The sequence below is a fragment of the Salinimicrobium sp. TH3 genome (assembly GCF_026676115.1).
Taxonomy (GTDB): Bacteria; Bacteroidota; Bacteroidia; order Flavobacteriales; family Flavobacteriaceae; genus Salinimicrobium.
Genome location: NZ_JAPONB010000009.1, coordinates 1 through 25,177, shown reverse-complemented (window position 1 = coordinate 25,177; position 25,177 = coordinate 1). Strand labels below are relative to the sequence as shown.

The 25,177-nt window shown below is 41.4% G+C and carries 27 protein-coding genes; 15 read left to right on the top strand and 12 right to left on the bottom strand.

The annotated features are described in order from the left end of the window. Nucleotides 1–33 precede the first annotated feature (33 nt). Both OU683_RS13250 and OU683_RS13245 read left to right on the top strand, forming a co-directional pair. Complete coding sequence (locus OU683_RS13250; RefSeq protein ID WP_268139100.1) at nt 34–636, top strand: superoxide dismutase family protein; 603 nt, start codon at nt 34–36, stop codon at nt 634–636. A gap of 139 nt (nt 637–775) precedes the next feature. Next, entirely contained in the window at nt 776–1,552 is a 777-nt protein-coding gene (locus OU683_RS13245) for a carbonic anhydrase family protein (protein ID WP_268139098.1), read from the top strand. Between the two features lie 57 nt (nt 1,553–1,609). Here OU683_RS13245 and OU683_RS13240 read toward each other — a convergent pair whose 3' ends face one another. Continuing rightward, nucleotides 1,610–2,920 carry an NAD(P)/FAD-dependent oxidoreductase gene (locus OU683_RS13240; protein WP_268139096.1) on the bottom strand — a complete coding sequence of 437 codons (1,311 nt, stop codon included), beginning with the start codon at nt 2,918–2,920 and terminating at the stop codon, nt 1,610–1,612. A 121-nt stretch (nt 2,921–3,041) separates the two neighbouring features. Here OU683_RS13240 and OU683_RS13235 point away from each other — a divergent pair, with 121 nt between their 5' ends. The 3 genes from OU683_RS13235 to OU683_RS13225 are packed head-to-tail and all read left to right on the top strand — an operon-like array spanning nt 3,042 to nt 4,635. Next, nucleotides 3,042–3,536: an RNA polymerase sigma factor gene (locus OU683_RS13235; RefSeq protein ID WP_228913549.1), complete on the top strand. Its 495-nt coding sequence runs from the start codon at nt 3,042–3,044 to the stop codon at nt 3,534–3,536. Nucleotides 3,537–3,546: 10 nt separating this feature from the next. Further along, nucleotides 3,547–4,185: a DUF8845 family protein gene (locus OU683_RS13230; RefSeq protein ID WP_268139094.1), complete on the top strand. Its 639-nt coding sequence runs from the start codon at nt 3,547–3,549 to the stop codon at nt 4,183–4,185. Nucleotides 4,186–4,188: 3 nt separating this feature from the next. After that, nucleotides 4,189–4,635: a basic helix-loop-helix domain-containing protein gene (locus OU683_RS13225; protein ID WP_268139092.1), complete on the top strand. Its 447-nt coding sequence runs from the start codon at nt 4,189–4,191 to the stop codon at nt 4,633–4,635. A 220-nt stretch (nt 4,636–4,855) separates the two neighbouring features. On the opposite strand, the gene OU683_RS13220 is transcribed toward OU683_RS13225, so the two are convergent. Both OU683_RS13220 and OU683_RS13215 read right to left on the bottom strand, forming a co-directional pair. Next, nucleotides 4,856–5,659: a lysophospholipid acyltransferase family protein gene (locus OU683_RS13220; protein ID WP_268139090.1), complete on the bottom strand. Its 804-nt coding sequence runs from the start codon at nt 5,657–5,659 to the stop codon at nt 4,856–4,858. Nucleotides 5,660–5,706: 47 nt separating this feature from the next. After that, complete coding sequence (locus OU683_RS13215) at nt 5,707–6,348, bottom strand: NUDIX hydrolase (protein WP_268139088.1); 642 nt, start codon at nt 6,346–6,348, stop codon at nt 5,707–5,709. On the opposite strand from OU683_RS13215, the gene OU683_RS13210 reads away from it, so the two are divergent. Further along, a complete protein-coding gene (locus OU683_RS13210) occupies nt 6,347–7,090 on the top strand; it encodes a peptidylprolyl isomerase (protein ID WP_268139086.1) in 744 nt (247 codons plus the stop codon). The two genes, OU683_RS13215 and OU683_RS13210, sit on opposite strands and share 2 nt — an antisense overlap. Here OU683_RS13210 and OU683_RS13205 read toward each other — a convergent pair whose 3' ends face one another. Then, nucleotides 7,091–7,804: an RDD family protein gene (locus OU683_RS13205; protein ID WP_268139084.1), complete on the bottom strand. Its 714-nt coding sequence runs from the start codon at nt 7,802–7,804 to the stop codon at nt 7,091–7,093. It abuts the gene before it with no gap. A 33-nt stretch (nt 7,805–7,837) separates the two neighbouring features. Between OU683_RS13205 and OU683_RS13200 the strand changes: the two genes are divergently transcribed. Genes OU683_RS13200 through OU683_RS13175 form a run of 6 tightly spaced genes read left to right on the top strand, consistent with a single transcriptional unit; the run spans nt 7,838 to nt 13,919 of the window. Continuing rightward, the gene (locus OU683_RS13200; protein ID WP_268139082.1) at nt 7,838–8,815 is read left to right on the top strand and encodes a stage II sporulation protein M; all 978 of its coding nucleotides are present in this window, start codon (nt 7,838–7,840) and stop codon (nt 8,813–8,815) included. Continuing rightward, nucleotides 8,793–9,656 carry a YciC family protein gene (locus tag OU683_RS13195; RefSeq protein ID WP_268139080.1) on the top strand — a complete coding sequence of 288 codons (864 nt, stop codon included), beginning with the start codon at nt 8,793–8,795 and terminating at the stop codon, nt 9,654–9,656. The genes OU683_RS13200 and OU683_RS13195 overlap by 23 nt, the downstream gene beginning before the upstream one ends. 2 nt (nt 9,657–9,658) lie before the next feature. Beyond that, entirely contained in the window at nt 9,659–10,405 is a 747-nt protein-coding gene (locus OU683_RS13190) for a DUF4129 domain-containing protein (protein ID WP_268139078.1), read from the top strand. Continuing rightward, nucleotides 10,389–11,588, top strand: coding sequence for a DUF4350 domain-containing protein (locus tag OU683_RS13185; RefSeq protein WP_268139076.1), 1,200 nt, complete (start codon nt 10,389–10,391; stop codon nt 11,586–11,588). Before OU683_RS13190 ends, OU683_RS13185 begins: the two co-directional genes overlap by 17 nt. Further along, nucleotides 11,589–12,587 (top strand): AAA family ATPase, encoded by a 999-nt coding sequence (locus OU683_RS13180; protein ID WP_268139074.1) that lies wholly within the window; start codon nt 11,589–11,591, stop codon nt 12,585–12,587. Beyond that, complete coding sequence (locus OU683_RS13175) at nt 12,588–13,919, top strand: DUF58 domain-containing protein (protein ID WP_268139072.1); 1,332 nt, start codon at nt 12,588–12,590, stop codon at nt 13,917–13,919. It abuts the gene before it with no gap. 210 nt (nt 13,920–14,129) lie between these two features. Here OU683_RS13175 and OU683_RS13170 read toward each other — a convergent pair whose 3' ends face one another. The 8 genes from OU683_RS13170 to OU683_RS13135 are packed head-to-tail and all read right to left on the bottom strand — an operon-like array spanning nt 14,130 to nt 21,127. After that, nucleotides 14,130–15,440: a cryptochrome/photolyase family protein gene (locus tag OU683_RS13170; RefSeq protein WP_268139070.1), complete on the bottom strand. Its 1,311-nt coding sequence runs from the start codon at nt 15,438–15,440 to the stop codon at nt 14,130–14,132. Then, the gene (locus tag OU683_RS13165; RefSeq protein ID WP_268139068.1) at nt 15,425–16,192 is read right to left on the bottom strand and encodes a TspO-related membrane protein; all 768 of its coding nucleotides are present in this window, start codon (nt 16,190–16,192) and stop codon (nt 15,425–15,427) included. Before OU683_RS13165 ends, OU683_RS13170 begins: the two co-directional genes overlap by 16 nt. Next, complete coding sequence (locus OU683_RS13160) at nt 16,189–16,911, bottom strand: lycopene cyclase domain-containing protein (RefSeq protein WP_268139066.1); 723 nt, start codon at nt 16,909–16,911, stop codon at nt 16,189–16,191. The genes OU683_RS13165 and OU683_RS13160 overlap by 4 nt, the downstream gene beginning before the upstream one ends. After that, nucleotides 16,911–17,378: a sterol desaturase family protein gene (locus OU683_RS13155; RefSeq protein WP_228913564.1), complete on the bottom strand. Its 468-nt coding sequence runs from the start codon at nt 17,376–17,378 to the stop codon at nt 16,911–16,913. The genes OU683_RS13160 and OU683_RS13155 overlap by 1 nt, the downstream gene beginning before the upstream one ends. A gap of 45 nt (nt 17,379–17,423) precedes the next feature. Then, nucleotides 17,424–17,915, bottom strand: coding sequence for a hypothetical protein (locus OU683_RS13150; RefSeq protein WP_268139064.1), 492 nt, complete (start codon nt 17,913–17,915; stop codon nt 17,424–17,426). Then, nucleotides 17,915–18,751 (bottom strand): phytoene/squalene synthase family protein, encoded by an 837-nt coding sequence (locus tag OU683_RS13145; protein WP_268139062.1) that lies wholly within the window; start codon nt 18,749–18,751, stop codon nt 17,915–17,917. The genes OU683_RS13150 and OU683_RS13145 overlap by 1 nt, the downstream gene beginning before the upstream one ends. Next, nucleotides 18,735–20,231: a bifunctional phytoene desaturase/3,4-desaturase gene (gene crtID, locus OU683_RS13140; RefSeq protein ID WP_268139060.1), complete on the bottom strand. Its 1,497-nt coding sequence runs from the start codon at nt 20,229–20,231 to the stop codon at nt 18,735–18,737. Before crtID ends, OU683_RS13145 begins: the two co-directional genes overlap by 17 nt. Beyond that, entirely contained in the window at nt 20,231–21,127 is an 897-nt protein-coding gene (locus OU683_RS13135) for a MerR family transcriptional regulator (RefSeq protein ID WP_268139058.1), read from the bottom strand. The genes crtID and OU683_RS13135 overlap by 1 nt, the downstream gene beginning before the upstream one ends. 194 nt (nt 21,128–21,321) lie before the next feature. On the opposite strand from OU683_RS13135, the gene OU683_RS13130 reads away from it, so the two are divergent. Genes OU683_RS13130 through OU683_RS13120 form a run of 3 tightly spaced genes read left to right on the top strand, consistent with a single transcriptional unit; the run spans nt 21,322 to nt 24,743 of the window. Then, on the top strand, nt 21,322–21,543 hold the full coding sequence (locus OU683_RS13130; RefSeq protein ID WP_268139056.1) for a DUF6095 family protein: 222 nt from the start codon (nt 21,322–21,324) through the stop codon (nt 21,541–21,543). Nucleotides 21,544–21,578: 35 nt separating this feature from the next. After that, on the top strand, nt 21,579–23,942 hold the full coding sequence (locus OU683_RS13125; protein ID WP_268139054.1) for a TonB-dependent receptor: 2,364 nt from the start codon (nt 21,579–21,581) through the stop codon (nt 23,940–23,942). Nucleotides 23,943–23,945: 3 nt separating this feature from the next. After that, entirely contained in the window at nt 23,946–24,743 is a 798-nt protein-coding gene (locus tag OU683_RS13120) for a DUF4249 domain-containing protein (RefSeq protein ID WP_268139052.1), read from the top strand. Nucleotides 24,744–25,177: the final 434 nt, after the last annotated feature.

Sequence of the window (25,177 nt, the reverse complement as noted above, 5' to 3'; positions counted from 1 at the left end):
GTGAGCTGAAAAAATAATTTTAAAATACCAACTATGAAACAAATAGGACTATCCCTTTTTCTTTTTACCGCTTTAACCTTAACCGGTTGCCGGGATGAGAAAGAATCTGCCGATGAGCGCGTAGATGAACACACTAATCTTACTCAGCAGGAAGAAGAGGCGGGACCTGGTGATACTTATGTCCAGGATGAGCTAACTATTCAAATGGAGCCGCGCAGCGGTAGTAATGTTTCGGGGACAATAACATTTATCCAGGAAAATGGAGAAGTGACTATGACAGCAGATCTTGCAGGACTTGAGGAAGGAATGCATGCAATCCACCTTCATGAGAATGCCGATTGTTCTGCAGAAGATGGAACCTCTGCCGGAGGACATTGGAACCCGACATTTGAAGATCACGGAGAATGGGGAGATGCAGGTGGTTATCATAGAGGAGACATAGGGAACTTTGACGTGAACTCAAGTGGAGAAGGCAGTATTACTTTTACTACAGATGAGTGGTGTATTGGCTGCGAAGATGAAAAGAAAAATATTCTGAACAAATCGGTGATCGTGCACGCCGGTGTAGATGATTTCACTTCTCAACCTAGTGGTAATGCAGGTGCAAGAATAGGTTGTGCAGAGATAAAGTTATAAGGCCGTAAGTGCAAAAATTAACAAAAAGCGGCCTCCGGGCCGCTTTTTTTATTACAGTTTTAAACCTTTTTCACAATCATTAAACACCTATCTGCAGTCAATAATTTTATTTTATTCACTAATGCTAACACATATAACAATGAAAAAAACTAAGACTATTAATTACTGGAGCTTTATTCTATTCATTTCACTTCTAATGGTTTCTTGTGGAGAAACAGAGGAAAGAAATGAGCCTGTTGAAGAAGTTGAAGAAACTGAAAACACCGCCATGGAAACCCAAAGAGAAGCGGATATAACTTTAACACAGGCAGAACGTGATGCCTTAATGCCTGCTGATGTAGTCGCAGAATTTAAGGGAGGAAATCTTCGATTTGTTCAGGACAGCCTTACCCCAAGAAATCGGGAAGCAAGAAGGGGAGCAACTGGATCAGCACAGTATCCCACAGGAATGGTACTTTCATGTATCGACAGCAGGGTTCCTGTAGAAGAAATATTCGACCAGGGACTTGGAGATATTTTTGTAGGTCGTATAGCGGGTAATTTCGCAGATGAAGGTATGCTTGGAAGCATGGAATTTGCAACTAAAGTTGCAGGTTCAAAGGTAATAGTGGTAATGGGCCATGAAAGTTGTGGCGCAGTAAAATCTGCCATTGCAGGCGTGGAGCTTGGAAATATTACCGGAATGCTGAATCATATTGAACCGGCAATCGACATGACCGAGGGTTTTTCTGATGATCAAAGAACTGTTGAGAACAAGGAGTTTGTTGACGCAGTAACCCGAAACAACGTGCTTCACACTATAGATGTGATCAAGAATGAAAGCCCTATAATAGCCGAAATGGCCGAAAATGGAGAGATAAAAATTGTAGGAGCTGTTTATGATGTGGATACAGGACGCGTAGAATGGTTAGAATAAAATATTTACCATAAAAATTTAGCCGGCTCAAAATGATCTTTTTTGAGCCGGCTTTTTTTATACCTTTTTCTGGTCTACTTCCAGGTTCTCTTTATTACTTTTAAACGGCCTAATGATCAATCTTGCAGCTTTATCAAAATTAACATAGTTGTATACCCAATTGAAAAATGTAATAAGCCGGTTCCTGAAACCTACCAAAAAGTAGAGGTGAATGAACATCCAGATGAACCAGGCAAAGAAGCCTCCAAATTTTAGTTTTCCAAGATCAACTACAGCTTTATTTCTACCCACAGTTGCCATGGTGCCTTTGTCATTGTATTCAAAAGCCTTCATTTTTTCCTTATTCAGGATTCTCTTTATATTTTTCGCCAAGTGTTTTCCCTGTTGAATTGCCGGCTGTGCAACCATAGGATGCCCTTTGGGATAATCTTCATTGCTCATTAAAGCAATGTCCCCAATAGCAAAAATATTCTCGTAACCTTTCACCTGGTTAAACACATTTACCTCATATCTATCGGCCTTATCGACAAGTGCAGAGGCATTCAATCCCTCCACGGGTGCACCCGATACTCCTGCCGCCCAAATAAAAGTGGAAGTAATAAAAGTTAGATCTTCTTTATTTGTTGTCACCTTATTGCCATCATACTCCTGCACCATGACATTGAGATGGATATCCACCCCCAGTTCCCTCAGGAATTTTTCGGCTTTTTTAGATGCTTCGGCACTCATGGGAGGCAATACCCTGTCAAGTCCTTCCACAAGATGTATCTCCATCTCGGTTGGATCAAGGTCCCGAAAATCCTTTGGTACGATGTGATTTCGCACTTCGGCTATAGCACCACAAAGTTCCACTCCAGTTGGACCTGCCCCGGCCACCACAAAATTAAGGAGCGCCTTCCGTTTTTCAGGGTCTTCGGTGATTACCGCCTGCTCGAGATTTTCCAGGATCAAACTACGGATATTCAATGCCTGCGGAATTGTTTTCATCCACATGGCATTCTTCTCAATACTTTTATTTCCGAAGAAATTTGTCCGGGAGCCTGTAGCCAGAACAAGATAATCATAAGCAAGTTCGCCAATTGAAGTTTTGATCTTGTTCTCTTCAGGAATAATACGTTGTACTTCGGTGAGCCTAAAATAACCATCACGGCTGTGACGCGTGATCTTTCGAAGAGGGTAAGCAATGGAATCGGGTTCCAGGCCCGAGGTAGAAACCTGGTATAATAAAGGTTGGAAAGTGTGGTAATTATGACGATCCAGCAGGACCACCTGTATTTTCTCCTTTAGAAGATGCTTGGCAATTGAAATTCCCGCAAAGCCGCCACCAACAATGACAACACGGGGGTATTCGGAAACTGGAATATTCATCCTTAATGAACCTTTATTTCAAAGTTAAAGCTTTCCTTACACAAAATAGAAGATAAATAAATTTTAAGGGAATTGTAACAAGTGCATTACTTTCGCTACTTATAATAGTCTAAACAGCCTTGTGAAGAAACAACTGGAACATGAATTTGTGAGTAATCTTGAAAAGCACCAGAATATTGTGCACAAGATATGTCGCATGTACACCAATGATAAGGATTCACATAACGACCTGTTCCAGGAGATAACAATACAGCTTTGGAATGCTTACCCAAAGTTTAGAGGTGATTCGAAATTTAGTACCTGGATGTACCGGGTTGCACTTAATACCGCAATTACCCTTTACAGGAAATCTAAAAAAGAGCTGCATACCCAGAACTACGATGAAATAAGCTTTAAAATTAAGGCAGAGGCTTATAATGATGAAGTTGAGAAACAACTGCAACTAATGTATAAAGCTGTTAAAGAATTAAATGACATTGATAAGGCACTGGTTTTTTTATACCTGGAAGACCAGTCTTATAGAGAAATTTCAGAAATGTTGGGGATATCTGAAGTGAACGCACGCGTGAAGATGAACAGGATCAAAAAAACCCTTAGAAATATTTTAAATCCGTAGTACCTACGATATGGATGAACTTGAATTTTTAAAACAAAATTGGAAAAAGCAGGAGGAAAATCTTCCAAGACTTTCCTATGATGATATTTACAGTATGATATGGAAGAAATCCTCTTCCATAGTTAAGTGGATCTTTGTGATAAGTATTGTGGAGTTACTACTTTCCACCTTATTCACTATTTTCATGGCCGATGCCAATTACTGGGATCAATTGGAGCAGTTACATCTCAAGAAGGTGACAATTATTGTATATGTAATTAGCTACTTAATTACTTTCTACTTTATTTACTGTTTCTACAGGAACTACAAAAGGATTTCTACTACAGATGATGCTGCCACGCTTATGCACAACATCCTTAGAACCCGTAGAACAGTAAGGACATATATCGCCTATGTTCTTATCTCAACAGGGATATATTATTTAGTCATTGGTTATCTCACTGTCCAAAACCACCAGTTAATACAGGATATTGAAAATACTTCCAAATACACCTTTGATGCTATGGACTGGGTAAAATTCACAGTAGTATTCTCTATTATCCTTGCTGTTTTTCTTCTGGCCCTTTGGCTGTTTTACAGGCTTATCTACGGAATTCTACTGCGCCGACTCAAGAAAAATTACAGGGAGCTAAAAAGACTGGAAATATAGCTAATGGAACTTCTAAGTTTAAATTCTGAAGAATCCGAAAAAGGAGGGGCAGCTCTAGAGCTTGAGTTACTTCTGAAGGATCTCGAGGTTCGGGAACTTCCCGAAAACACTGTGGCCTTAATCAACGAGCAGATCAAAGAAGTGAACAATCTTTCTCCTGAAGATAAGAACCTTAGTAAGAAAATAAAAACGGCAAAAGGCAGGATCTTAAACCTTCTTGCAAAAGGACCTGGAATTGTTCAAAAAAATTACTACACCACTTTATGGCTTCCTCTTGGAATGAGCGCCTTTGGACTACCTATTGGAACCGCAATCTTTGCTATAACTGGAAATGTTGCCTTTATAGGTATCGGCCTCCCAATTGGAATGGCTTTTGGAAGCTTCTACGGAGCCAGTCTGGACAAAAAAGCTGAAAAAGAGGGTCGGGTTCTTAATATTGATAAGCAGTAGCTGAAGTTCCGTTTTAAGCAGCCGGGGAAAATATCTTCCAAAAATGACATTTTTGGATTTCAATAAAAAAGCAACTACAACTAAACCCTTGTTCAGCCTACTCCTAAAAGCAAATCACCAAATATGCTCTACGTCATAAAGAGCATTTTCCTTTCTAATTTCGAGATCTTCAGACCTGATTTTTGCTTCTGTTTTCTAAAAGAATTCTTCAGTATGAAATCTAATATTCCCATTGTCGGGTCTTGTTCAACTCTTCCATAACTTCTAGCTCTTCTCTCGGAATCACTTTCAGGAAAGAAGGATGTTGCTCAATGGCATACTCCAGCTTCTCTACAATCTCTTCAATAGTTTCGTTATCATAATCTATAACAAGTGGTTCTTTTATCTGGAAACTCTGAAGAATACCTTTTTTCCTTATTCTCAGACCTTTTTTATCAAAAGAACGTCTAAAACCATCAATAACGATTGGGATTACTATTGGTTTGTACTGTTTGATTATGTGGGCAGTTCCCTTTCTTATAGGTTTAAAGGGTTTAGTTGTTCCTTGAGGGAAAGTGATCACCCAGCCATCCTGTAAGGCTGTCCCAATATTTTTATGGTCATCGGGGTTTACTTCCCGTTGTACTTCCTTTCCTTTTTCCCGCCAGGTCCTCTCTACCGAAACCGCTCCGGCATAAGCCATCAAACGAGTGAGAAGGCCAGAATTCATTGTTTCCTTTGCAGCAACATAATAAATGTTGAGTTTGGGCTGCCACAAGTATCCAACGTTCTTAATAGAATCTACCCTTCCGCTTAATGCTGCATTAAAAACATGGAACATGGCCGTAACATCGGCAAAATAGGTTTGGTGGTTGGAAACGAACAGAACGTTGTTCCCGGGCAGGTTCTTGATAATTTCTGAACCCTCGATATGGAGTTCATTAAATCCCCTGTATCGTCTGTGTGAGAGCACTCCAAAGATTCGGATCAGCCATTTTTTAAAGAAAAGATAATGTCCAAAAGGATTCTTTTTCAATATCCCCATTTGTTCCCTTACATTTTAAAGAAAGAACAAAGATACTTAAATATAACTTACAGCAGCTGCCTTAGGATTTCTTTCATTTCGCTCAACATCATTGCGGTAGCTCCCCACACCACATGACCATTAAGTAAAAATGCAGGCACCTCGATCTCTTTGGCATAAGAGGTACTAAGGGTTTCCTTGATCAAACAGGATTCGCTCATAAACTCATCAAGTTTAATCTCCAGCACAGATTCCACCTCATCCTCCTGTGGCACCAGTACCGGAGTCTTTTTCATAATACCCATAAAAGGATGCACCCAAAAATTACTTGGAGGAATATATAATCTTGACATCTCCCTCATGATCTCTACTTCATGCTGTGGAATACCAACTTCTTCTTCTGTTTCCCGCAGGGCCGTATGTGCGAGATCCCTATCGGCCAATTCTACTCTGCCCCCGGGAAAACCTACCTGGTTGGAATGTACTCCTTTGTAGGTCTTTCTTAGGATCAAAACAAAGCTGGTTTCCCCGTTCTCTGCCGGATAAAAAACTGAAAGAACCGCCGCCTGTTTTGGATTTTTCCTGTCAATATTCAGGTTCTCAAGTTCCTTCATCCTCAGCACAGGAGCCAATTTAAAGTGCGCCTCTTCGCCCGGAAGTGTAATTTTCCTTAAATTCGGGCTTAGACTTAAAAAATCCTGAAAATCCATGAGATCTAAATTTTTCCTGATAATGATTTTGGTAGCAGCCGTTTTTGCAAGTTGTGAAGATAAGAAATCTTCATCACAAAATGAGGTGGAAAGCATGCTTGAAGAACCCGTTCAACCCGATACTGCCCGTGTTGATAACACTAAGACAGAAAAAATGGTGGAAGCCGAAGTTGAAAAAGAAGAACGTGAAGGCCCACTTTTGGTACAGGAAGAATTGATCCCTTTTTTAACGAAATATGCAAAGGAACACGACGAAAACAGGGTGCGAATAAAAACACGTTTTGGAAATATTGATGTAGAATTGTTTAGAGATACTCCTTTGCACCGCGCCAACTTTCTCTATATGGTCAATAACGATTACTATGACGGCACGTTCTTTCATCGGGTTTCGGAAGGTTTTGTCATCCAGGGAGGAAATTCCGATAATCCCGACACCAATCAAAAACGACACAGGATAGGAGATTACCTTATTCCCAGTGAGTTTGAAGCCGGTCATCGCCATGTGCGAGGTGCCCTTGCAGCCGCAAAATATTCTGAACAAAATGTGAGTAAAGCCTCGTCTCCTTATGAATTTTATATTGTCCAGGATCCCGGCGGTGCACCACACCTCAACAATGACCACACTGTTTTTGGCAGGGTGATATCAGGAATGGATGTGGTAGATGAAATTAACAAGGTGCCGACAGATGGCAGCGAATGGCCTCTAAGAAACATCCATATCCAGATGGAAATTATCGATTAATTAGTGCCTTGTATAATAGCTGTAATCCTTTAGTATAGTTTTTAAAAATTGCACCGAATTTTCTTCCGGGGTAACCTGCAGTAATTCCGATACCCGGTTAGACAATTTCCCTATCACCTTGTAGTTGGAGTTTTGAAGAGAATGTTTGTAGATCTCCTTTATTTCCTGCACATCCCGGTCAGAAAGCATGGTTACCTGCGGGTAGACCGGCCGGTAATCTTCAGGAACATTGACCAGGAGGGTCCTGTCCAGCCCGGTTCTCACTCTTTCAGAAATAACAGTGGTACCTGCGGCAAGGTCTCCCAAACGTTGCCCTTTGCCGTTCATTAAGATAGTAACTACTGCAACACTCCCGCTGGTTAAAGTGATGTCCACGATCCTTAAAAGCCAGCGGACCAGGTAATTTGAAAATGCCGGTCTTGATCCATCGATCTTTACAACCCTTAAGTCCAATGCTGCCTTACCGGGCGATTGCCCATTCCATAAGCTCTCCCATAACAGGAAGTAAAGGAGTAATGGCAACATAATCACACTTATGAAAAGCCATTCCTGCCCCTGGCTGGCATCAAGGCCTCCCAGGAGCATAATCGCAATGATGATATATGCCAGCATAATGAGGCCATCGATTAGATACGCCAGGATACGCTCCCCTACCCCGGCAACATTTTGGGAAATGCTTATATTTTGGGCAGTTTCAATTTGAAAATTATCCATTTAATATGTTTCTTTGAGACAAAATAGCAAAGAATGCGCGAGGCTGCTTTTGTACGGCAAAATAAGGATAATTGGCAAAGATTTGAAAGCGCCCTGCAAAATAATGCAATCTTGTCTCCCGGTGAATTATCGGTACTATACCTTGAGGTGACAGATCATCTTAGCTATGCACAGACTTTCTATCCCGGCAGCAATACATTTCACTACCTAAATGGCCTTGCTTCAAGAGCACATCAAAAGATCTACCGCAATAAAAAAGAACCAAAAAGCAGGTTTATTACCTTTTTCACTGAAGAATTTCCGCGGGAATTTTACCGGTATCAAAAGCAGTTGTTGCTGGCCTTCCTGGTTTTTGTACTCTTTGTTGCAGCTGGAAGTTTCTCTGCCTCGAGTGACGGCGCTTTTGTTCGCTCTATCCTGGGTGATGCCTATGTCAATATGACTCTTGAAAACATTGCCAATGATGATCCCATGGCTGTTTATAAAAAAATGGGGGAAATGGAAATGTTTCTCGGGATAACGATCAACAATGTACGGGTAGCTTTAATGGCCTTTGTTTTTGGCATTTTTGCGGGATTGGGAACTCTATATATCATCATGCAGAATGCTATAATGTTGGGTTCCTTCCAATACTTCTTTTATGAAAAAGGATTACTATGGGAATCGGTAAGGACCATCTGGATTCACGGCACAATAGAGATCTCGGTGATCATAGTCGCTGCCTGTGCCGGTCTCGTTGTTGGGAAAGGCATTCTTTTCCCCGGCACCTATTCCCGGCTCACCTCTTTTGTGAACGGAATAAAAGCCGGACTCAAGATCGTAATTAGCACTATTCCTTTCTTTGTATTAGCCGGTTTCCTGGAAGGTTTTGTTACCAGGCAAACACAAATGCCCGACTGGCTGGCCATTCTCATCATTACCGGCTCCCTGGCACTTATATTATTTTACTACGTTTACTATCCCATTTATTTACATAGAAAACCACCCAATGTCCCAACCAATCGAATTTAGAAAACAGCGCGAGCTGGGAGATATCATTACCGATACCTTTAAATTTCTTCGCCAAAACCTGAAGCCCCTGTTTATGGACATTTTTAAGATAACAGGCCCTGTTTTTGTAATTCTTATTCTTGCCATAGGATATTATTCTTACCTGGGAATGGATCTACTCTCCAACCCGTTTTTAGTAGAAACTTCTGAGATAAATGTTGAGACCTTCTTCATTTCGGTGTTTATCCTCTTCGTTTCCCTGCTGGCATTTTATGTGCTCCTTTACAATACAGTTTTGCATTATATTAAAAGTTACATTGAAAATTCAGGAGAAGTAGATCATTCACAAGTTTCCCGGGGAGTTAAACAAGACTTTGGAAGCATGCTCGGGCTGGTAATCCTGATTGGTATCATTACCGTTTTTGGACTTATGCTCTGTTTTTTCCCGGGAGTTTATGTATGGGTGCCCCTATCACTAGCGCCGGCTATGCTCATCTTTGCACGTACCTCGGTCATGGATTCCATAAGCTATTCCTTCAGCCTTATTAAAGACAACTGGTGGACAACATTTTTCACTCTTTTTGTAATTACCCTGCTCATATACATCATTGGACTCATCTTTCAGTTTCCGCTTATGATCTATATGTTCATTAAGGCTCTGGTAATGTCCCAGGAGGGAAGTATTGCAAATCCTGCCGATGTTGTCGATTGGGTATATGTGTTTTTTAACGTGCTCTCGTCACTCTTCCAGTACCTGCTTTCGGTTATTGGGGTAGTAGCTTCTGCTTTTATTTATTACCACCTGGACGAAAAAAAGAATGCCACAGGTACTTATGAACGTATCTCAAACCTGGGATCTTAAAAATGGTAAAATTCCTCCTCTTTTTCCTTTTCGGCTTCAATCTTTCGGTATCTGCCGGGGAGTTGGTGATGCCGGTACAAACTTCGGAAGAAGAGTTGGTGCCATTAGATTTTTCTGAAGAAACCATTGAGGAATTCAAACAGGATCCCGCTTATGATTATTCCGAAGCAGCGGCCGAAGATAGCTGGTGGAGCAAATTCAAAAGATACATTGGGCTACAATGGGAGCGGTTTCTGGACTGGATGTTTGGGGATTATGAAGCCCCCCTGCTGCTGGCCATTCTTCTTGATATCCTACCTTACCTGCTGCTGGGGTTGTTGCTCGCACTCATTCTCTATCTCTTCGGAAAAATGAACCCCGGAAATTACCTTTTTGGGACTCCATCTAGTGGGGAACTTCATTTCAATGAAGAGGAAAAGATCATCAAAACGAGAAACATTAAAAAATTAATTGAGAAAGCCGTAGCGGCCGAAAATTACCGTCTGGCTATTCGCTATCACTTTCTTTATATACTTCAGCAATTGTCGCGACAGGAGCTTGTGATCTACGATGCCTCCAAGACCGATGAGGAATACGTGATGGAAATCAAAGCGCCCGAACTTCAACGGCGCTTCAAAAGACTTAACCGTATCTATGATTTTGTGTGGTACGGGAATTTTGCCACCACAGCTCTGGATTACGACAAGATCAAAAATGAGTTTCTATTAACCGAAGAAATAATTCAGCCACAGCATGAGCAAAGCATATAAGATCACACTTGCCCTGCTCGTTCTGCTGCTGGTTTTCCTCACCTGGCTGGAGGCCAATGAACCGCAGGAATTAAATTGGAGCCCCAGCTATTCGGCCCTTGATAAGATCCCCCTGGGAACAAAAGTGCTTTTTGATAACCTTAAGCAACAGGACCTGGAATTAAAGGAGGTCAATGTTCCTCCTTTTGAATTTCTTAATGACACCACTGTCACCGGCACTTATTTCTTTCTTAACAATGGGCTTGGCTTTGATAAACATGAGCTTAAAAAGATCTTTGAATGGGTGGCAAAGGGAAATACTGCTTTTTTTATAGCCGAGCAATTTAGCGCAAATCTTCTCGATACCCTTGATCTAAAAAAGGAAACCCTTACGCCCGAAAAAGGTTTTTCCTCAAAACCATTATTGAACCTCAAGGATCCTGCGCTCAAGAACTCACAACCGTTCCTGTTTGACAAAGAGACTTACCAGGATATTTTTATAATTTCAGATTCCCTGCCTAAGGAGGTTCTTGGGGTAACCCAACTTAAGAGGGATTCAGCCGAAATTACCTCGCCAAAAATTAACTTTTTGAGAGATACTATTGGAAAAGGCGTGGTTTATTTACATTCCACACCAAAAGCTTTCAGCAATTATTTCCTGCTGCAGGACAACAATGCAGAGTATGTTGAAAAAGTTCTGGCTTACCTGCCTGCTCAAAAAGTTGTTTATTGGGATCATTATTATAAAACGGGAAAATCATTCTACACTTCTCCTCTTTTCGTGATCCTAAACAGTAAAGCCCTGCGCTGGGCCTATTATTTTGTGATTATAGGCAGCGTATTATTTATCCTTTTTGAAGGGAAACGCAAGCAACGCAGTATCCCCGTGGTCCAGCCGCTACGGAATCAAACTCTGGATTTCACCCGAACAATTGCAGGCCTTTACCTGGACCGGGAAGATTACAGTAGTATTGCTTCAAAAAAGATTACTTTATTTTTGGAATATGTTCGTACCCACTACCGGGTTTCTACGGGGAATGTAAATGAAAGTTTTTATGAAAACCTGGCAGCACTAAGCGATAATAGTAAAGAGGAGGTCAAAAATTTATGGCAACTCATGCATAGATTGGAAAACCAACAATCTGTGTCAAAAGAGGAATTGCTACATTTAAACAAAGCCATGGAGGCTTTTAAAAAGAAATAAATGGAAAACGAGGAAATAAAGAACGACGAGATCACTTTTGAAAACCGCATTCCGCTGGAGGAATTAAAGTCGGCAGTAGAAAATGTGAAAACTCAGCTTTCACATATCATCATTGGACAGGAGAGATTTATCGACCTTTTGATCATTGGCTTGCTGGCCGATGGGCATGTACTCATTGAGGGAGTGCCCGGGGTAGCAAAGACGATCACTGCAAAATTATTTGCCAAAACTTTAAAAACCGGATTTAGTCGCATCCAGTTCACCCCCGATCTTATGCCGAGTGACGTTTTGGGGACATCGGTACTCAATGCAAAAACTTCGGACTTTGAATTTAAGCCGGGTCCTGTTTTTTCCAATATTGTTCTCATCGACGAGATCAACAGGGCACCCGCTAAGACACAGGCTGCTCTTTTTGAAGTGATGGAAGAACGGCAGATCACTATTGACGGAAAGCAGCATAGCATGCCACCGCCATTCATGGTAATTGCTACCCAAAACCCTATTGACCAGGAGGGAACTTATGCCCTTCCCGAAGCACAACTTGACAGGTTCCTATTTAAGATCAATGTTGATTACCCGGCGATGGAAGAGGAAGTGAGGATACTTCAAACCCACCATGACCGGCAGGGAGCTGCACCTCAAAATGAGGTCGAAGCCGTTTTAGATCCCGAAAAACTGCGGGTGCTGCGTTCTCAGATACAAGGAGTAAGAGTTGAAAAGAAACTGCTTACTTATATTGCCGAAATTGTGAGTAAAACAAGAAATCATCCGCATTTGTATCTGGGAGCTTCTCCGCGTGCGTCTATTGCGGTGATGAATGCTTCAAAAGCAGTGGCGGCAGTAGATGGAAGAGATTTCGTTATCCCCGAAGACATCAAAAAAGTACTGGAACCTGTGTTGGGTCACCGCATTATTTTGTCTCCCGAACGTGAAATGGAAGGCAGTACTACGGCAAGTGCTATAGATATGATCACTCACTCTGTAGAAATCCCGAGATAATTGGTACACTTTTTCAAGTCATTATACCTGCACCAGCGTTTTTTTGTGACCATCTTTGTCCTGGCCGCCGGTTTCCTGTTCTCCTATTGGCTTCAATGGCTCTACCCCGTGCTGTGGATCATCACCGTGATATTTCTATTAATTTTTCTGGCAGATATTATTGCTTTGTATAAGAGTCGCGGAATAACTGCAGAAAGGATCCTGCCCGAGAAATTTTCTAATAGCGATCAAAACCCCGTAGAAATTTTACTGCAGAACAACTATGGTTTTAAATCCCGGCTTGAAATTATAGATGAGATCCCGGTACAGTTCCAAAAAAGGGATTTTTTGAAACTCTTAAATATACCTGCCGGGGATTCTTCATCTTTCAGCTATTCTTTGCGACCGGTAGAACGCGGGGAATATTTCTTCGGTAACCTGAATGTCTTTGCCTCTACACCTCTCAAGCTGGCAAAACGCCGGAAGAAGTTTGGCAAAGAACAAATGTTGAAAGTTTATCCTTCTTTTATTCAAATGAAGAAGTATGACTTCATGGCTATAGATCGAAAGATCTCACAGCCGGGCTTAAAGAAGATAAGGAAGATTGGCCACACCATGGAATTCGAGCAGATCAAGGATTACGTGCCGGGAGACGATGTGCGAAGCATAAACTGGAAAGCTACTGCAAAGCAGGGAGATCTCATGGTGAACCAGTACCAGGATGAACGGTCACAACCCGTCTATTCTGTCATTGATACCGGGCGTACCATGAAAATGCCCTTTAATAACCTCAAGTTGCTGGATTATGCCATAAACAGTGCCCTGGCATTTTCAAACATTGCCCTAAAGAAAAAAGATAAAGCAGGATTGATCACTTTTTCTAATAAAATGGAAAAGATACTCCCGGCAAGTTCTAAAAAGACCCATCTAAACCTGCTTTTGGAATCGCTTTACAATGTTGGCACGCGCTTTAGAGATTCAGATTTTGGCCTTCTGTATACTCACATGAATCGCAGCTTACCACAGCGAAGCCTGCTGTTGTTATACACCAACTTTGAACATTTGGGTGCACTTCGCAGGCAAATGCCTTACCTGCTGGCTTTGGCGAGAAAACATTTACTGGTAGTCATCTTTTTCGAAAACACCGAACTGGAAAGCTTTATTCACACTAAAGCCGAAAAAGTACCAGAAATCTTCAATCAAACCATTGCCGAACAATTTAGCTATGACAAACGATTAATGGCAAAAGAACTTCAAAAACACGGAATTCAAACCATCCTTACCCGACCCGAAGATCTCACAGTCAACACGATCAATAAATACCTTGAGATCAAAAAAAGAGGGATTCTGTAACTAGGATTCAATGGTGCTTATTCTGTGCTTTACTCATTGTCATTCCGACGAAGGAGGAATCTCTTCAGCATGCGAAAGATTCTTCGCTGCGCAAAATCTAACCTATGAATGACAAACCCTCCAATGTCATTCCGACGAAGGAGGAATCTCTTCAGTACACGATAGATTCTTCGCTCCGTAAAAGTTGGGGTCTATAAGACAACTTCACTTTTAATTCAGAGCTTTCTTATACACTTCCAATGCTCTTGCCCGCGCAAATTTATGCTCTACAATAGGTTCTAAATAACCCGCCCTAAAATTGGGAATCCAGGTCTTTACATATTTTAGATCGGGGTCGAATTTCTTTAGTTGAGATTCAGGATTAAAGATCCTGAAATACGGTGCAGAATCACAACCCGTGCCTGCTGCCCATTGCCAGTTTCCATTGTTGGAAGCCAGTTCATAATCCAGGAGCTTTTCGGCAAAGTAAGCTTCCCCCCAGCACCAATCGATCAATAAATGTTTACACAGGAAACCGGCAACCACCATCCTTACTCTATTATGCATCCAGCCGGTTTGGTTAAGCTGCCGCATCCCGGCATCCACCATGGGATATCCTGTTTCTCCCCTGCACCACAATTCGAATTCTCTTTCATCGTTGCGCCACGGAATTCTATCATATTTTCTTCGGAAGTTATGCTGCTCTACATGAGGAAAATGGTACAGGATCATCATGAAAAATTCCCGCCAAATGAGTTCATTCAGCCAGGTTTCATTTTGTTGCAATGCCTGCTTTACAAGCTGTCGCACGCTCACAGTTCCAAACCTCAAGTGAATACCTGCTCTGCTGGTCCCTTCCACAAACGGAAGATCCCGTTTTTTATGGTAATCTTTTATCAATTCTTCAGAAAGATCTGCTTCAGGAATATGGAGCTCCACATTTTTAAATCCTATTTTTTCCAGAGAAGGTATTCTCTCGTTTGCCTTTTTCAGCAGGTGAGATAAAAGAGTTTCAGAAGGAAATTCCGGAACAGATTGCCGGTAAAGATTTTCCTTCCATTTTTTGGAGTAAGGTGTAAAAACAGTGTAAGGAGTACCATCGGGTTTCATTACTTCTGCCTTCTCAAACATCACCTGATCTTTGTAAGTGGTGAATCCAACATTATTTTTATTCAGAAGATCTTTTACCTCTTTATCCCTTTGCCGGGCATAAGGTTCATAGTCATGATTTGTGAAAACCTCCCGAACAGGATACTCTAAAATGAGCTTTTCGAATGCCTTTTTTGGAACTTCATGAAGTACCAGAAGAGATGCGCCAAATTCTAAAAGTTTTGAATTGATCTTCTCCAGCTCTTGATGAATAAAAGCCACTCGTTGATCTTTTTTATGAGGTAAAGTATTTAAAATTTCGGGATCAAAGATAAAGATGACCTGCACCGGGAGTCCCCTGTCGAGAGCATGGTAAAGGGCTGTGTTGTCAAATAACCGAAGGTCTCTTCTCAGCCAGCAAACAGCAATTCCCTTGTCTACAGCTTTTTCCACGGAGAGTATTTTCGGTTTTTATAACCATGAATTCCGCTGCTAATCACTAATATTCCTGCCGTGATCACAGCTGTTAAAAAGATCCCTTCATTTTCTCCCTGATTAGCAATCCCAACAGCTACAAGGCCCCAGGCGCCAACAAGAGCAAATTCTCTCATGTTACGAGTCCAGGTAATTAGTAAGTTAATAAAGGTAGCTACAATGATCATAATAAGGGTCCAGGTGACATTAGAAATCCCTAAGCCATCCCATCCCAAAGAAGTGAGAAAAGCAGCAGTATTTGCAATTAGAGCAACGCTGATCCACCCGGAATAAAATGAAAACGGCCACCACAAAAATGCTATTACTTTTAATGGTTCGTCATCAAGTTCCATCCTGGTTTTGATAATGATCATTATTAGAGAAAATAACAATAAAGACATTAAAATAACTGAAAGGCCGGTAAGATGATTTAACCAGGCAAAGATCCAGCTTATGTTAAGGACACAGGTGATCACGAACCACCAGCCAATTTTTACAGCTGCCTCCTTCCCGCGGGAACTTATCGCCTGGAAAGTCACAAAGCCGGCTAGGCCAAGATAGATTAGTCCCCAAATGGAAAACGCATATCCCGCAGGAGTAAACAAATTCTCATATTCCGCAGAAACCGTTGCCATGGTCTCACCATTGATCGCTCCGGTATTCGAAAAGTAATTAATGGTCACCATTGCAATAAAAGCTACAATGTTGGAGATTTGTAAGATCTTTTTCATAATGCTGTAGTCTTAAGATTTGCCGCTGCGACTGCTTTTTTCCTGTTTAAAAGATATTTGTAGATAAGCAGGTTCATGAGGATCAATTCGGCTCCGTAAAAAGCATCTTCAACAGGGATCGTCCCTATCCTGAAGTTCATAAATTCTTCGGGATTATACCATACTACCTGTTCTTCGATCCAGCTTCCGGTAAGGATCCCGTTCACGAAAAAGAAGGGAATCAACAATACCGCATAGATCACATAAAACCGGGTGAGCCAGTTGATCTTCAGAATAAACTGGGCGTATAAAAGCAGAATAGCAAAACTAAAGAAAGTAGTCGCAGTATAGCTTTTGGAAGAATGGATTGTGCCAAAGATCAACAAAAAGGCCACCAGAAAAAGAGTGATGATTTTTTGCGTTTTTGACCCCCCTATTTCGTTCATAAAAAGATCAAGGCAGTGGAAGGTGAAGACGCAGGCATAAGGGATACAGAAAAAAAACAGCACCTCCTCAACCGGAAGGTTGCCTATTTCTAATCCTGTAAGATAGCGGTCATTAAAACCCCAAACTCCCATTTTAGTGAATAACATATCCCAAAGCACGAAAACTAATCCTGTGAGGAAAACGGCCGGGAAAAATGCACCCCAGGTTTTGTGAAACTTCAGCCGGGGATGAAAAGAAAACAGGAAGGGAATGATGATGGTAAAGAAATTGACCAGCAGATATGTGTATTGCATTAGGCAGTTTTTCTTTGTTCCCTAAAATATTTCATTGGCACCCAAAGCATTCCGAAGCACTCTCCTTCTTCCTTACCAATATGTTTATGATGCATTTTGTGAGCACGACGTATTGCTTTGAAATACGAATTATCTGCTTTGCGCAGCACCTTAAATCGTTGATGGATAAAGATGTCATGAACAAAGAAATATGCCATTCCATAAAGTGTAATTCCCAGACCTATCCAAAACAGAAAATTGAAGCCTGCTTCCATTCCGAAATAAAGAGAGATGATCCCCGGAATGGCGAAAATGAGAAAGAAGAAATCATTATGTTCAAAAAATCCTTTCGATTCCTTCTTGTGGTGGTCTTTATGTAAGGTCCACAACAGCCCGTGCATGATATATTTATGGGTGAACCACGCAACACCTTCCATGGCAAGAAAAGATGCCAGAACTATTAGAAAATTTATTGCTATCGTCTCCATTTTGTTATTTTTTATTCAAGTATTAAGATACTAAAATTCAATTTTTTATTTTAATTTTTCTTTTTCGGCCGCAGTAAGGCCTTTGGATGTTTTTAGGTAATCAAGGATCATATTTTGAAGTTCCTTATCCTGGAGAGTGTCTACACCTGCAATAAGTAAAGCTTTATCCTCTTCAAGATTATCACGGTATCCAAGAAAAGCGGGAGCTTCGGCCTGGACAGCAAACCTAAGGAACCGCAGTTCCAGGTTTTGTTTATCGGCTGCTATCGCACTGCTAAAAATACCCTTGCCTTTATTGAAATGGGACAATTTTTTAAAAGGATTTCCCACGTGCTTGGCCATCATCATATGTCCCGCACCTTTGTAACCCAGCACCACAGGATCCTTGATATCTTTATTTTCTGAAAGTTCCAAAAGGCTTCTTGCTGCCTTCTCATTCTCGGCAGCCTTGCTATAAAGCTTGCGGGCTTCCGAAATATTAGATTTTTGCACCACCATCCCTGTCATCACAAAAAGTAAAACTATTATATACTTCATCAAATAATTCTCATTTTACATTCTACAAGACTGTTGATCATCAAGCCTACTTTCCGGCCATTATTGATCCTTATCCTGCCCGAAAGTATTCTTTTTGCAGGTAATCTCTTGATCTTTTTAAATAAAGATTGATAATAAACATAGGCAAGATAGACGCCTCCTTTGGAAGAAGCCGGTAACATCTTTATCCCCTGCAGCGCAATCCTGAAGTCTTCTTCAATCTCTTCTTCAATTTGTTGTTTTGCCTCTGCCGAAAAATTTTCCATGTCCACTCCCGGGAAATAAGTTCTTCCCAATACATGATAATCATCCTTAAGATCCCTCAGGAAATTTACTTTCTGAAAAGCTGCCCCCAGTTTCATCGCATAAGGCTTAAGCTCTGCAAACATTTTTTTGTCTCCTTCGGTGAAGACGTGCAGGCACATAAGTCCAACTACCTCGGCAGAACCCAGGATGTACTGTTGATATTTTTCATCTGTATAATCCACTTTTTGAAGATCCATTTCCATACTCTTCAAAAAAGTATCAATGAGTTCTTTGTCTATGTCAAACTCATGTACTACCTCCTGGAAGGAATTTAGTATAGGATTGGCAGAAATCTTCTGTTCTAATGCCTCATAGGTATCCTCCCTAAATTTCTTTAGCAGGTACTCCTGGTCATAACCTTCAAAACTGTCCACGATCTCATCGGCAACCCTTACAAATCCATAGATTGAGTAAATTGGATCGCGCAGCCGGTCGTGAAGGAAATAGATCCCTAGCGAAAAGCTTGTACTATAGGAGCGTGTAGTGAGCCGGCTTACCTGGACCGACAGATCATCAAACAGTGACTTCATACTTCTTCTTTTTTAGTTCTTTTATAACTTGTTCTGCCGCGATATTTCCCGAAATAAGCGACGGCGGCACTCCCGGGCCGGGCACTGTAAGCTGCCCCGCGTAAAAGAGATTGTCAAGCTTTTTGTTCTTGATTTTAGGTTTTAGCACGGCTGTTTGTTGCAGGGTATTGGCAAGGCCGTAAGCATTGCCTTTATAAGAGTTGTAATCTGTAATAAAATCTGAAACACAGTAGCTCTTCTTATAATCAATTTTAGCACAAATGCTGCGGCCTATTTGTTTCTCAAGCCTCTTTATCATAATCTGGAAGAATTTTTCCCGTGTCGCCTCTTCATCTTTTAATCCAGGTGCCAGTGGCATAAGCATAAACAGGTTTTCATGACCTTCCGGCGCTACTGAATCATCGGTTCTTGAAGGACAACACACATAAAATAAAGGCTTAGCAGGCCATTTTGGATCTTTATAGATTTCTACGGAATGATCGTAAAGATCTTCATCAAAGAATAAAGTATGGTGTTCCAGCTCCGGAATTCTTTCTGAAATTCCCAGATAATAGATGAGGCAGGATGGAGCAAAGGTCTTATTCTCCCAATACTTCTCACTGTAGTTTTGAAGTTCCCTGGGAAGCAGTTTTTCTTCCACATGTTGATAATCGGCCGCTGCTACGACTGCATCAAATTTCATTTCTTCCCCATGAACTCTAAGGCCTTTTACGCTACTTTCAGCTGAAATGATCTGCTCCACAGGAGCATCAAAATGGATCTCAACACCCTGTTCCCTGGCTACTTTCACCATTGCATCTATCACACTTCCGAAGCCCCCCTGTGGATACCATGTTCCAAGCTTAAGTCCTGCGTAATTCATGAGACTGTAAAGCGCCGGGGTATCCTGCGGCATAGCTCCCAAAAACAGAACGGGAAATTCCATAAGGGAGATCAACTTTGGATCTTTGAAATATTTTCGCACATGTTTGCTGAAAGAAGAGAACACCTGCAGGCGCATGGTACCTTTAATGAGATCCAGGTCTACAAATTCGGTAAGGGAAATGCCCGGCATATAAACCAGTCTTTCCATTCCCTGCTCATATTTATATTGTGCCTCCTCCATAAATTTATCGAGTTTGTCGGCACTCCCGGTTTCAATTTCTTCAAACAGTTCCCGAAGCTTAGTATAATTATCGGGAATACTTAATTTTTCATTCTGAGGAAAGACCACCTCAAAAGACGGATCCAACAGGTCAAGTTGATAAAGATCTTCTACCTTGTGTCCAAAATCGCCGAAAAACTTTTCAAAAACCCCTGGCATCCAGTACCAACTTGGTCCCATGTCATAAGTATAACCGCTGGAAGTTTTGAATTGCCTGGCCCGGCCACCGGCACTGCTGTTCTTCTCAAAGATATGCACCTCGTGGCCTGCAGCTCCCATGTATGCTGCCGCACTTAAACCCGAAAAACCTGCTCCTATTACTGCAATTTTTGACATTAGGCTAATTTTATTTCTTTTACCTCCCGCTCCAGGTCTTCAACAGTGGAAAGTAGGATTATATTTTTTTTATCCTTTAAAATCTTGGGATCTACACCTCCCCCGGCAATAAAGATTTGACGTTGTCCTGCCAGATCACGAAGCTCCTTTAAGTAAGTGTCTATCTTTTCGGGCAGGTCATGATGCACCAGGAAAAACATTAGATTATCTATTTCAAGTCCCTCTAGGGTGTGCTTAATAGAGGACAATGGAACATTAGCGCCTAAATAAATGACATTTTTGCCCCTGCTTCGTAAAAAATAATTGGTGAATAAAAGTCCCAACTCATGGAATTCATCTTCGGGCAAAAAGAGTAACCAGTTCTCTTCGGCTTTTTTGACCGGTGGCATAGAATCTATGGCTGTAAACATTTTCTGCTTCAAAAGATTGGAAATATAATGTTCCTGTGAAGGAGGTATGTTGTTTACAGACCACATAAGACCTATTCTATTTAACAATGGAAGTATAATTTCAACATAGGTTTTTTGCAGACCAAACTTCAATAAACAATGAGAGAAGGTTTTCTCAAAATTTGCTTCGTCATATCCCATCCCCGCAGCGACCAGCTGATTGATAAAATACTGGTAATCTTCTTTCAAACCGGCCTCACTCTCATAGTCCGCTCTCATCTTGAAAAGCTCCTCATCACTCATGGCGCACAGCTTGGATATCTTTACTCCTGTCTCTGCCAATCCTACGATATTGAGGAGGCGTCGCAGTTGGGCACCGTCATAATACCGGGTATTCCCTTCAGACCGGTGGGGCCTGAGAGCGTTGTACCGCTTTTCCCAAATGCGAATGGTGTGCGGTTTAATTCCCGAAAATTGGGAAAGCTGACTGATGGAAAATTGGTCCATTGTTTAAATAATTTACACCAAAATTAAACATAAAAAGCTTTGATATATGTTAATTCTGGATTAATATTACCGGAAATTAATTTAGCACATGTTTCCCGATAAAATATTAATCCTTTAAATATATGAAAATAAGGACTTTGAATGAGGCGGTGGACAAAGACAAATTTTAAAAAGTAATATTTATCTTTGATTTTATGAAACACACCAACAAGGACCTCCTGCTAAAAGGACTTAAATTCCTGGCCGGCGCTCTACCTCTTTCATTCATTGGACCTGTGGTACTTTTTAGTTCCTTTAAGAACCAGGAAAGTCCGGGGTTCCTTCCGGTCCTGGTTTTTGCTTTAGCAGCCATGGCTGCAGCGATCTTTCTTATGTTCAAAGGAATACAGACAGTAATGAAAGCGCTATTTGATTAGGTGCCAAAAATGGCATTTTTAAAACCTTTTTATTTTTGAAAAACTTAATTCTCCTTTGTTTACTTCTGTCCTCTGTTTCAGCCTGGGCACAGGAAAGCTTCGTTATTAATGGTATTATAAAAGATGCCGAAAATAATGAGACGCTTTCTGGAGTCAATATTCTTTTCCCCGAGCTTCAAACCGGAACAGTAACCAATGAATATGGTTTTTACTCCTTAAAAGTTCCGGCGGGAAACCACAGGATGGAAATCTCTTATCTTGGATATCAATCCATTTCTGAAAAAGTAGACATCCAGGAAAACCTGAACCTGAACTTCGAGCTGAACACTGCAGCACAGGACCTGGCAGAAGTTGTTATCGTAGATGACAGCGAACGACTAAATATTAGCAAACCGGAAATGAGTGTCAATAAACTTGAAATTTCCACCATTCAAAAGCTGCCGGTGGTATTTGGAGAGGTGGACATTGTAAAATCTCTGCTCCTGCTCCCAGGAGTGTCTAATGCCGGGGAAGGATCTTCGGGATTCAACGTTCGTGGTGGTGCTGCCGATCAAAATCTTATCCTTCTTGATGAAGCGACCATCTATAATGCCAGTCATCTCTTTGGGTTATTCTCGGTCTTTAATCCCGATGCGATTAAGAACCTGAAGCTTTATAAGGGAGGTATTCCTGCCAACTACGGCGGAAGGGTATCTTCTGTACTGGATATTTATCAAAAGGATGGAAACAGCCGCCATTTTGAAGCCAACGGCGGAATAGGCCTTATCTCCAGCCGACTTTTAGCCCAGGGACCAATAGTAAAGGAGAAAAGTTCTTATTTAATAGGAGGCCGCAGTTCGTATGCACATTTATTTCTGAAATTAACAGACAACGACAATTCGGCCTACTTCTACGATCTTAATACTAAATTGACCTTTAGACTGGATCCGGAAAATACCATATTATTCTCTGGTTACTTCGGAAGAGATGTCTTTAACATAAGCGAAAGCTTTAATAATATCTATGGGAATTCAGTTTTTAATCTACGATGGAACCATGTTCTAAGGGATAATGTTTTCAGCAATCTTTCTCTCATCTACAGTGACTATTATTATGGCCTTACCCTTGATTTCGTTGGATTTAACTGGAACAGCGGGATCAAGAATTTAAATTTCAAATACGACCTTGACCACTATCTCAACAAGAACCTGAATCTTGATTACGGTTTCCATACCACCTGGCATGAATTTAATCCGGGGGAAATTGAACCCAGCTCCTCTTCTTCAGGTATCATTCCCAGGGAACTCATTAAAAAATACGCTTTGGAATCGGCTTTGTATTTGTCTCTGGAGCATACGATCTCCCAAAAACTTTCAGCAGAATATGGGATTAGGTACAGTAATTTTTTAAGAATGGGACAGGAAGAATTAAACCTGTACCAGGGAGAACCTGTAATTTATAACGATAGATTTGGGATTTATGAAAAAGCAGAACCCGTAGATATCAGGCAACTCGACAAAAGTAAGGTGGAGCGGTCCTTCGGGAACTTTGAGCCTCGTCTTGCCCTGGCCTACACTTTTAACGAAGATCAAAGCATTAAGTTTAGCTACAACCGCATGACCCAGTACCTGCACCTTATCACAAATACCAGCTCTCCCACACCGCTTGATGTTTGGACGCCAAGCGGCAGGTATATTGAGCCCCAGTCTCTGGACCAGGTAGCAGCAGGTTACTACAGGAATTTTGAGAATGAAGAATATTCCCTTGAAATTGAGGCGTACTATAAAAGCCTTAGAAATCGCATTGATTATATTGACGGTGCTAATCTCATTGCCAATGATGCAATTGAACAGGTCATCCTGCCGGGAGAAGCCCGTGCTTATGGCGCAGAATTATTGCTGAAAAAAAATAAGGGAAGATTTACCGGCTGGTTTGCCTACACACTTTCAAAATCTGAACAACGTACTCCCGGAAGGACTGCGACAGAACCCGGAATCAACAATTCCCGATGGTACGCAACTGCCTACGATAAAACTCATGATCTTTCATTAACCGCTTCTTACGAACTTAGTCGGAAATGGGATCTGAATGCCAACTTTATTTACCAGACCGGCTTACCCACAACTTATCCAACAGGTCAATACAGATTTGAAAACATGGCTATTCCGGTTTATGCTCCGCGTAATAGCAGTAGGCTACCAGATTATCACAGGCTGGATCTTTCGGCTACTTACACTCCTAAAAGAAAATCTTCAAGGAGTTACAGTTCCTCCTGGAATTTCGGGCTCTATAATGTTTACGCCCGAAAAAATGCAGTCTCTATAAGTTTTAGAGAAAACGATGATACATTACGTAACGAGGCTGTACGGCTTTCCCTGTTTGGGATCGTACCTTCTGTAACTTACAATTTTAAGTTTTGAAAAATGAAAAAGATCTTATTTATAATTCTGCTCCTTGGATTAACTTCCTGTGAAGAGGTAGTAGATATTGACCTTGAAGAATCTGATCCAAGATTAGTGATAGAGGCATCATTGGTGTGGAATGAAGAAAATGAATCCAATTTTCAAATCATCAAACTCTCTTTCACAGCTCCTTACTTTGACGAGGACGTACCTCCGGCTACCGGGGCTTTGGTGAAAGTGACAACAAATACAGGAGAGGAATACCTTTTTGAGGAGGTAAAAGAAGGAATTTATCAAAATGACCGCATGGTGCCCGTAGAAAACATAGATTACCAACTAGAGGTGATTTATGAAGAGGAGGTCTACACAGCAACAGAACAGTATATCCCTACCCCCGATCTACAGTTTGTAGAACAGGAATTGGGAGGCTTTTCTGGTGACGAATATGAATTTAAAGTGTACTATGAGGATCCTGCAGACAGGGAGAACTTTTACCTTTTTCGATATCTTAATGAACGTTTCAATATTCAGATCTATAATGACGAATTCACTAACGGGAACCGAACCTTTGCATTTTTCAATGATGAAGATGCAGCGCCCGGTGATTTGGTTTTATTTGAAATCCAGGGGATTTCTGAAGGTTTTTATGAATACATGTTCATCCTGCGATCGCAGGCCGGGAACAATAATGGAGGACCTTTCCAAACACAGCCAAGTATAGTACGGGGAAACATCGTGAACCAGACGAATCCTGACAATTTTCCATTTGGTTATTTCAGGCTTTCGGAAGTTGATGTTTTAACTTATGAGGTGGAGTAATTCTTCCCATGTTTAGACACTTTTAAAAAGTAAAGTCCTATCCGTCCGTTTCCTGAATTCAAATTGGAGGAAAAAAGACCCTCCCCGTCCGGCCAAATGCCGGACTTCCCCTCCCTGGAAGGGAGGGGAGCTGACATTCGTTTCCAGATTGGACTTTTGTAGTGTTCCCCTCCTCTCTGAGGAGGGGTGGCCGCAGGCCGGGGTGGTGCATGGAATCTAATAGTTCTTGGTTAGTTATAATCTCTGGGGAAGTAAGACCCTCCCCGTCCGCCAATTGCCGGACTTCCCCTCCCTGAAAGGGAGGGGAGCTGAGATCGGTTTCCAGATTGCACTTTTGTAGTGTTCCCCTCCTTTTTAAGGAGGGGTGGCCGCAGGCCGGGGTGGTTTTAGGGCATAAAAAAACCCTTCATCAAATACATGATGAAGGGTTTAAA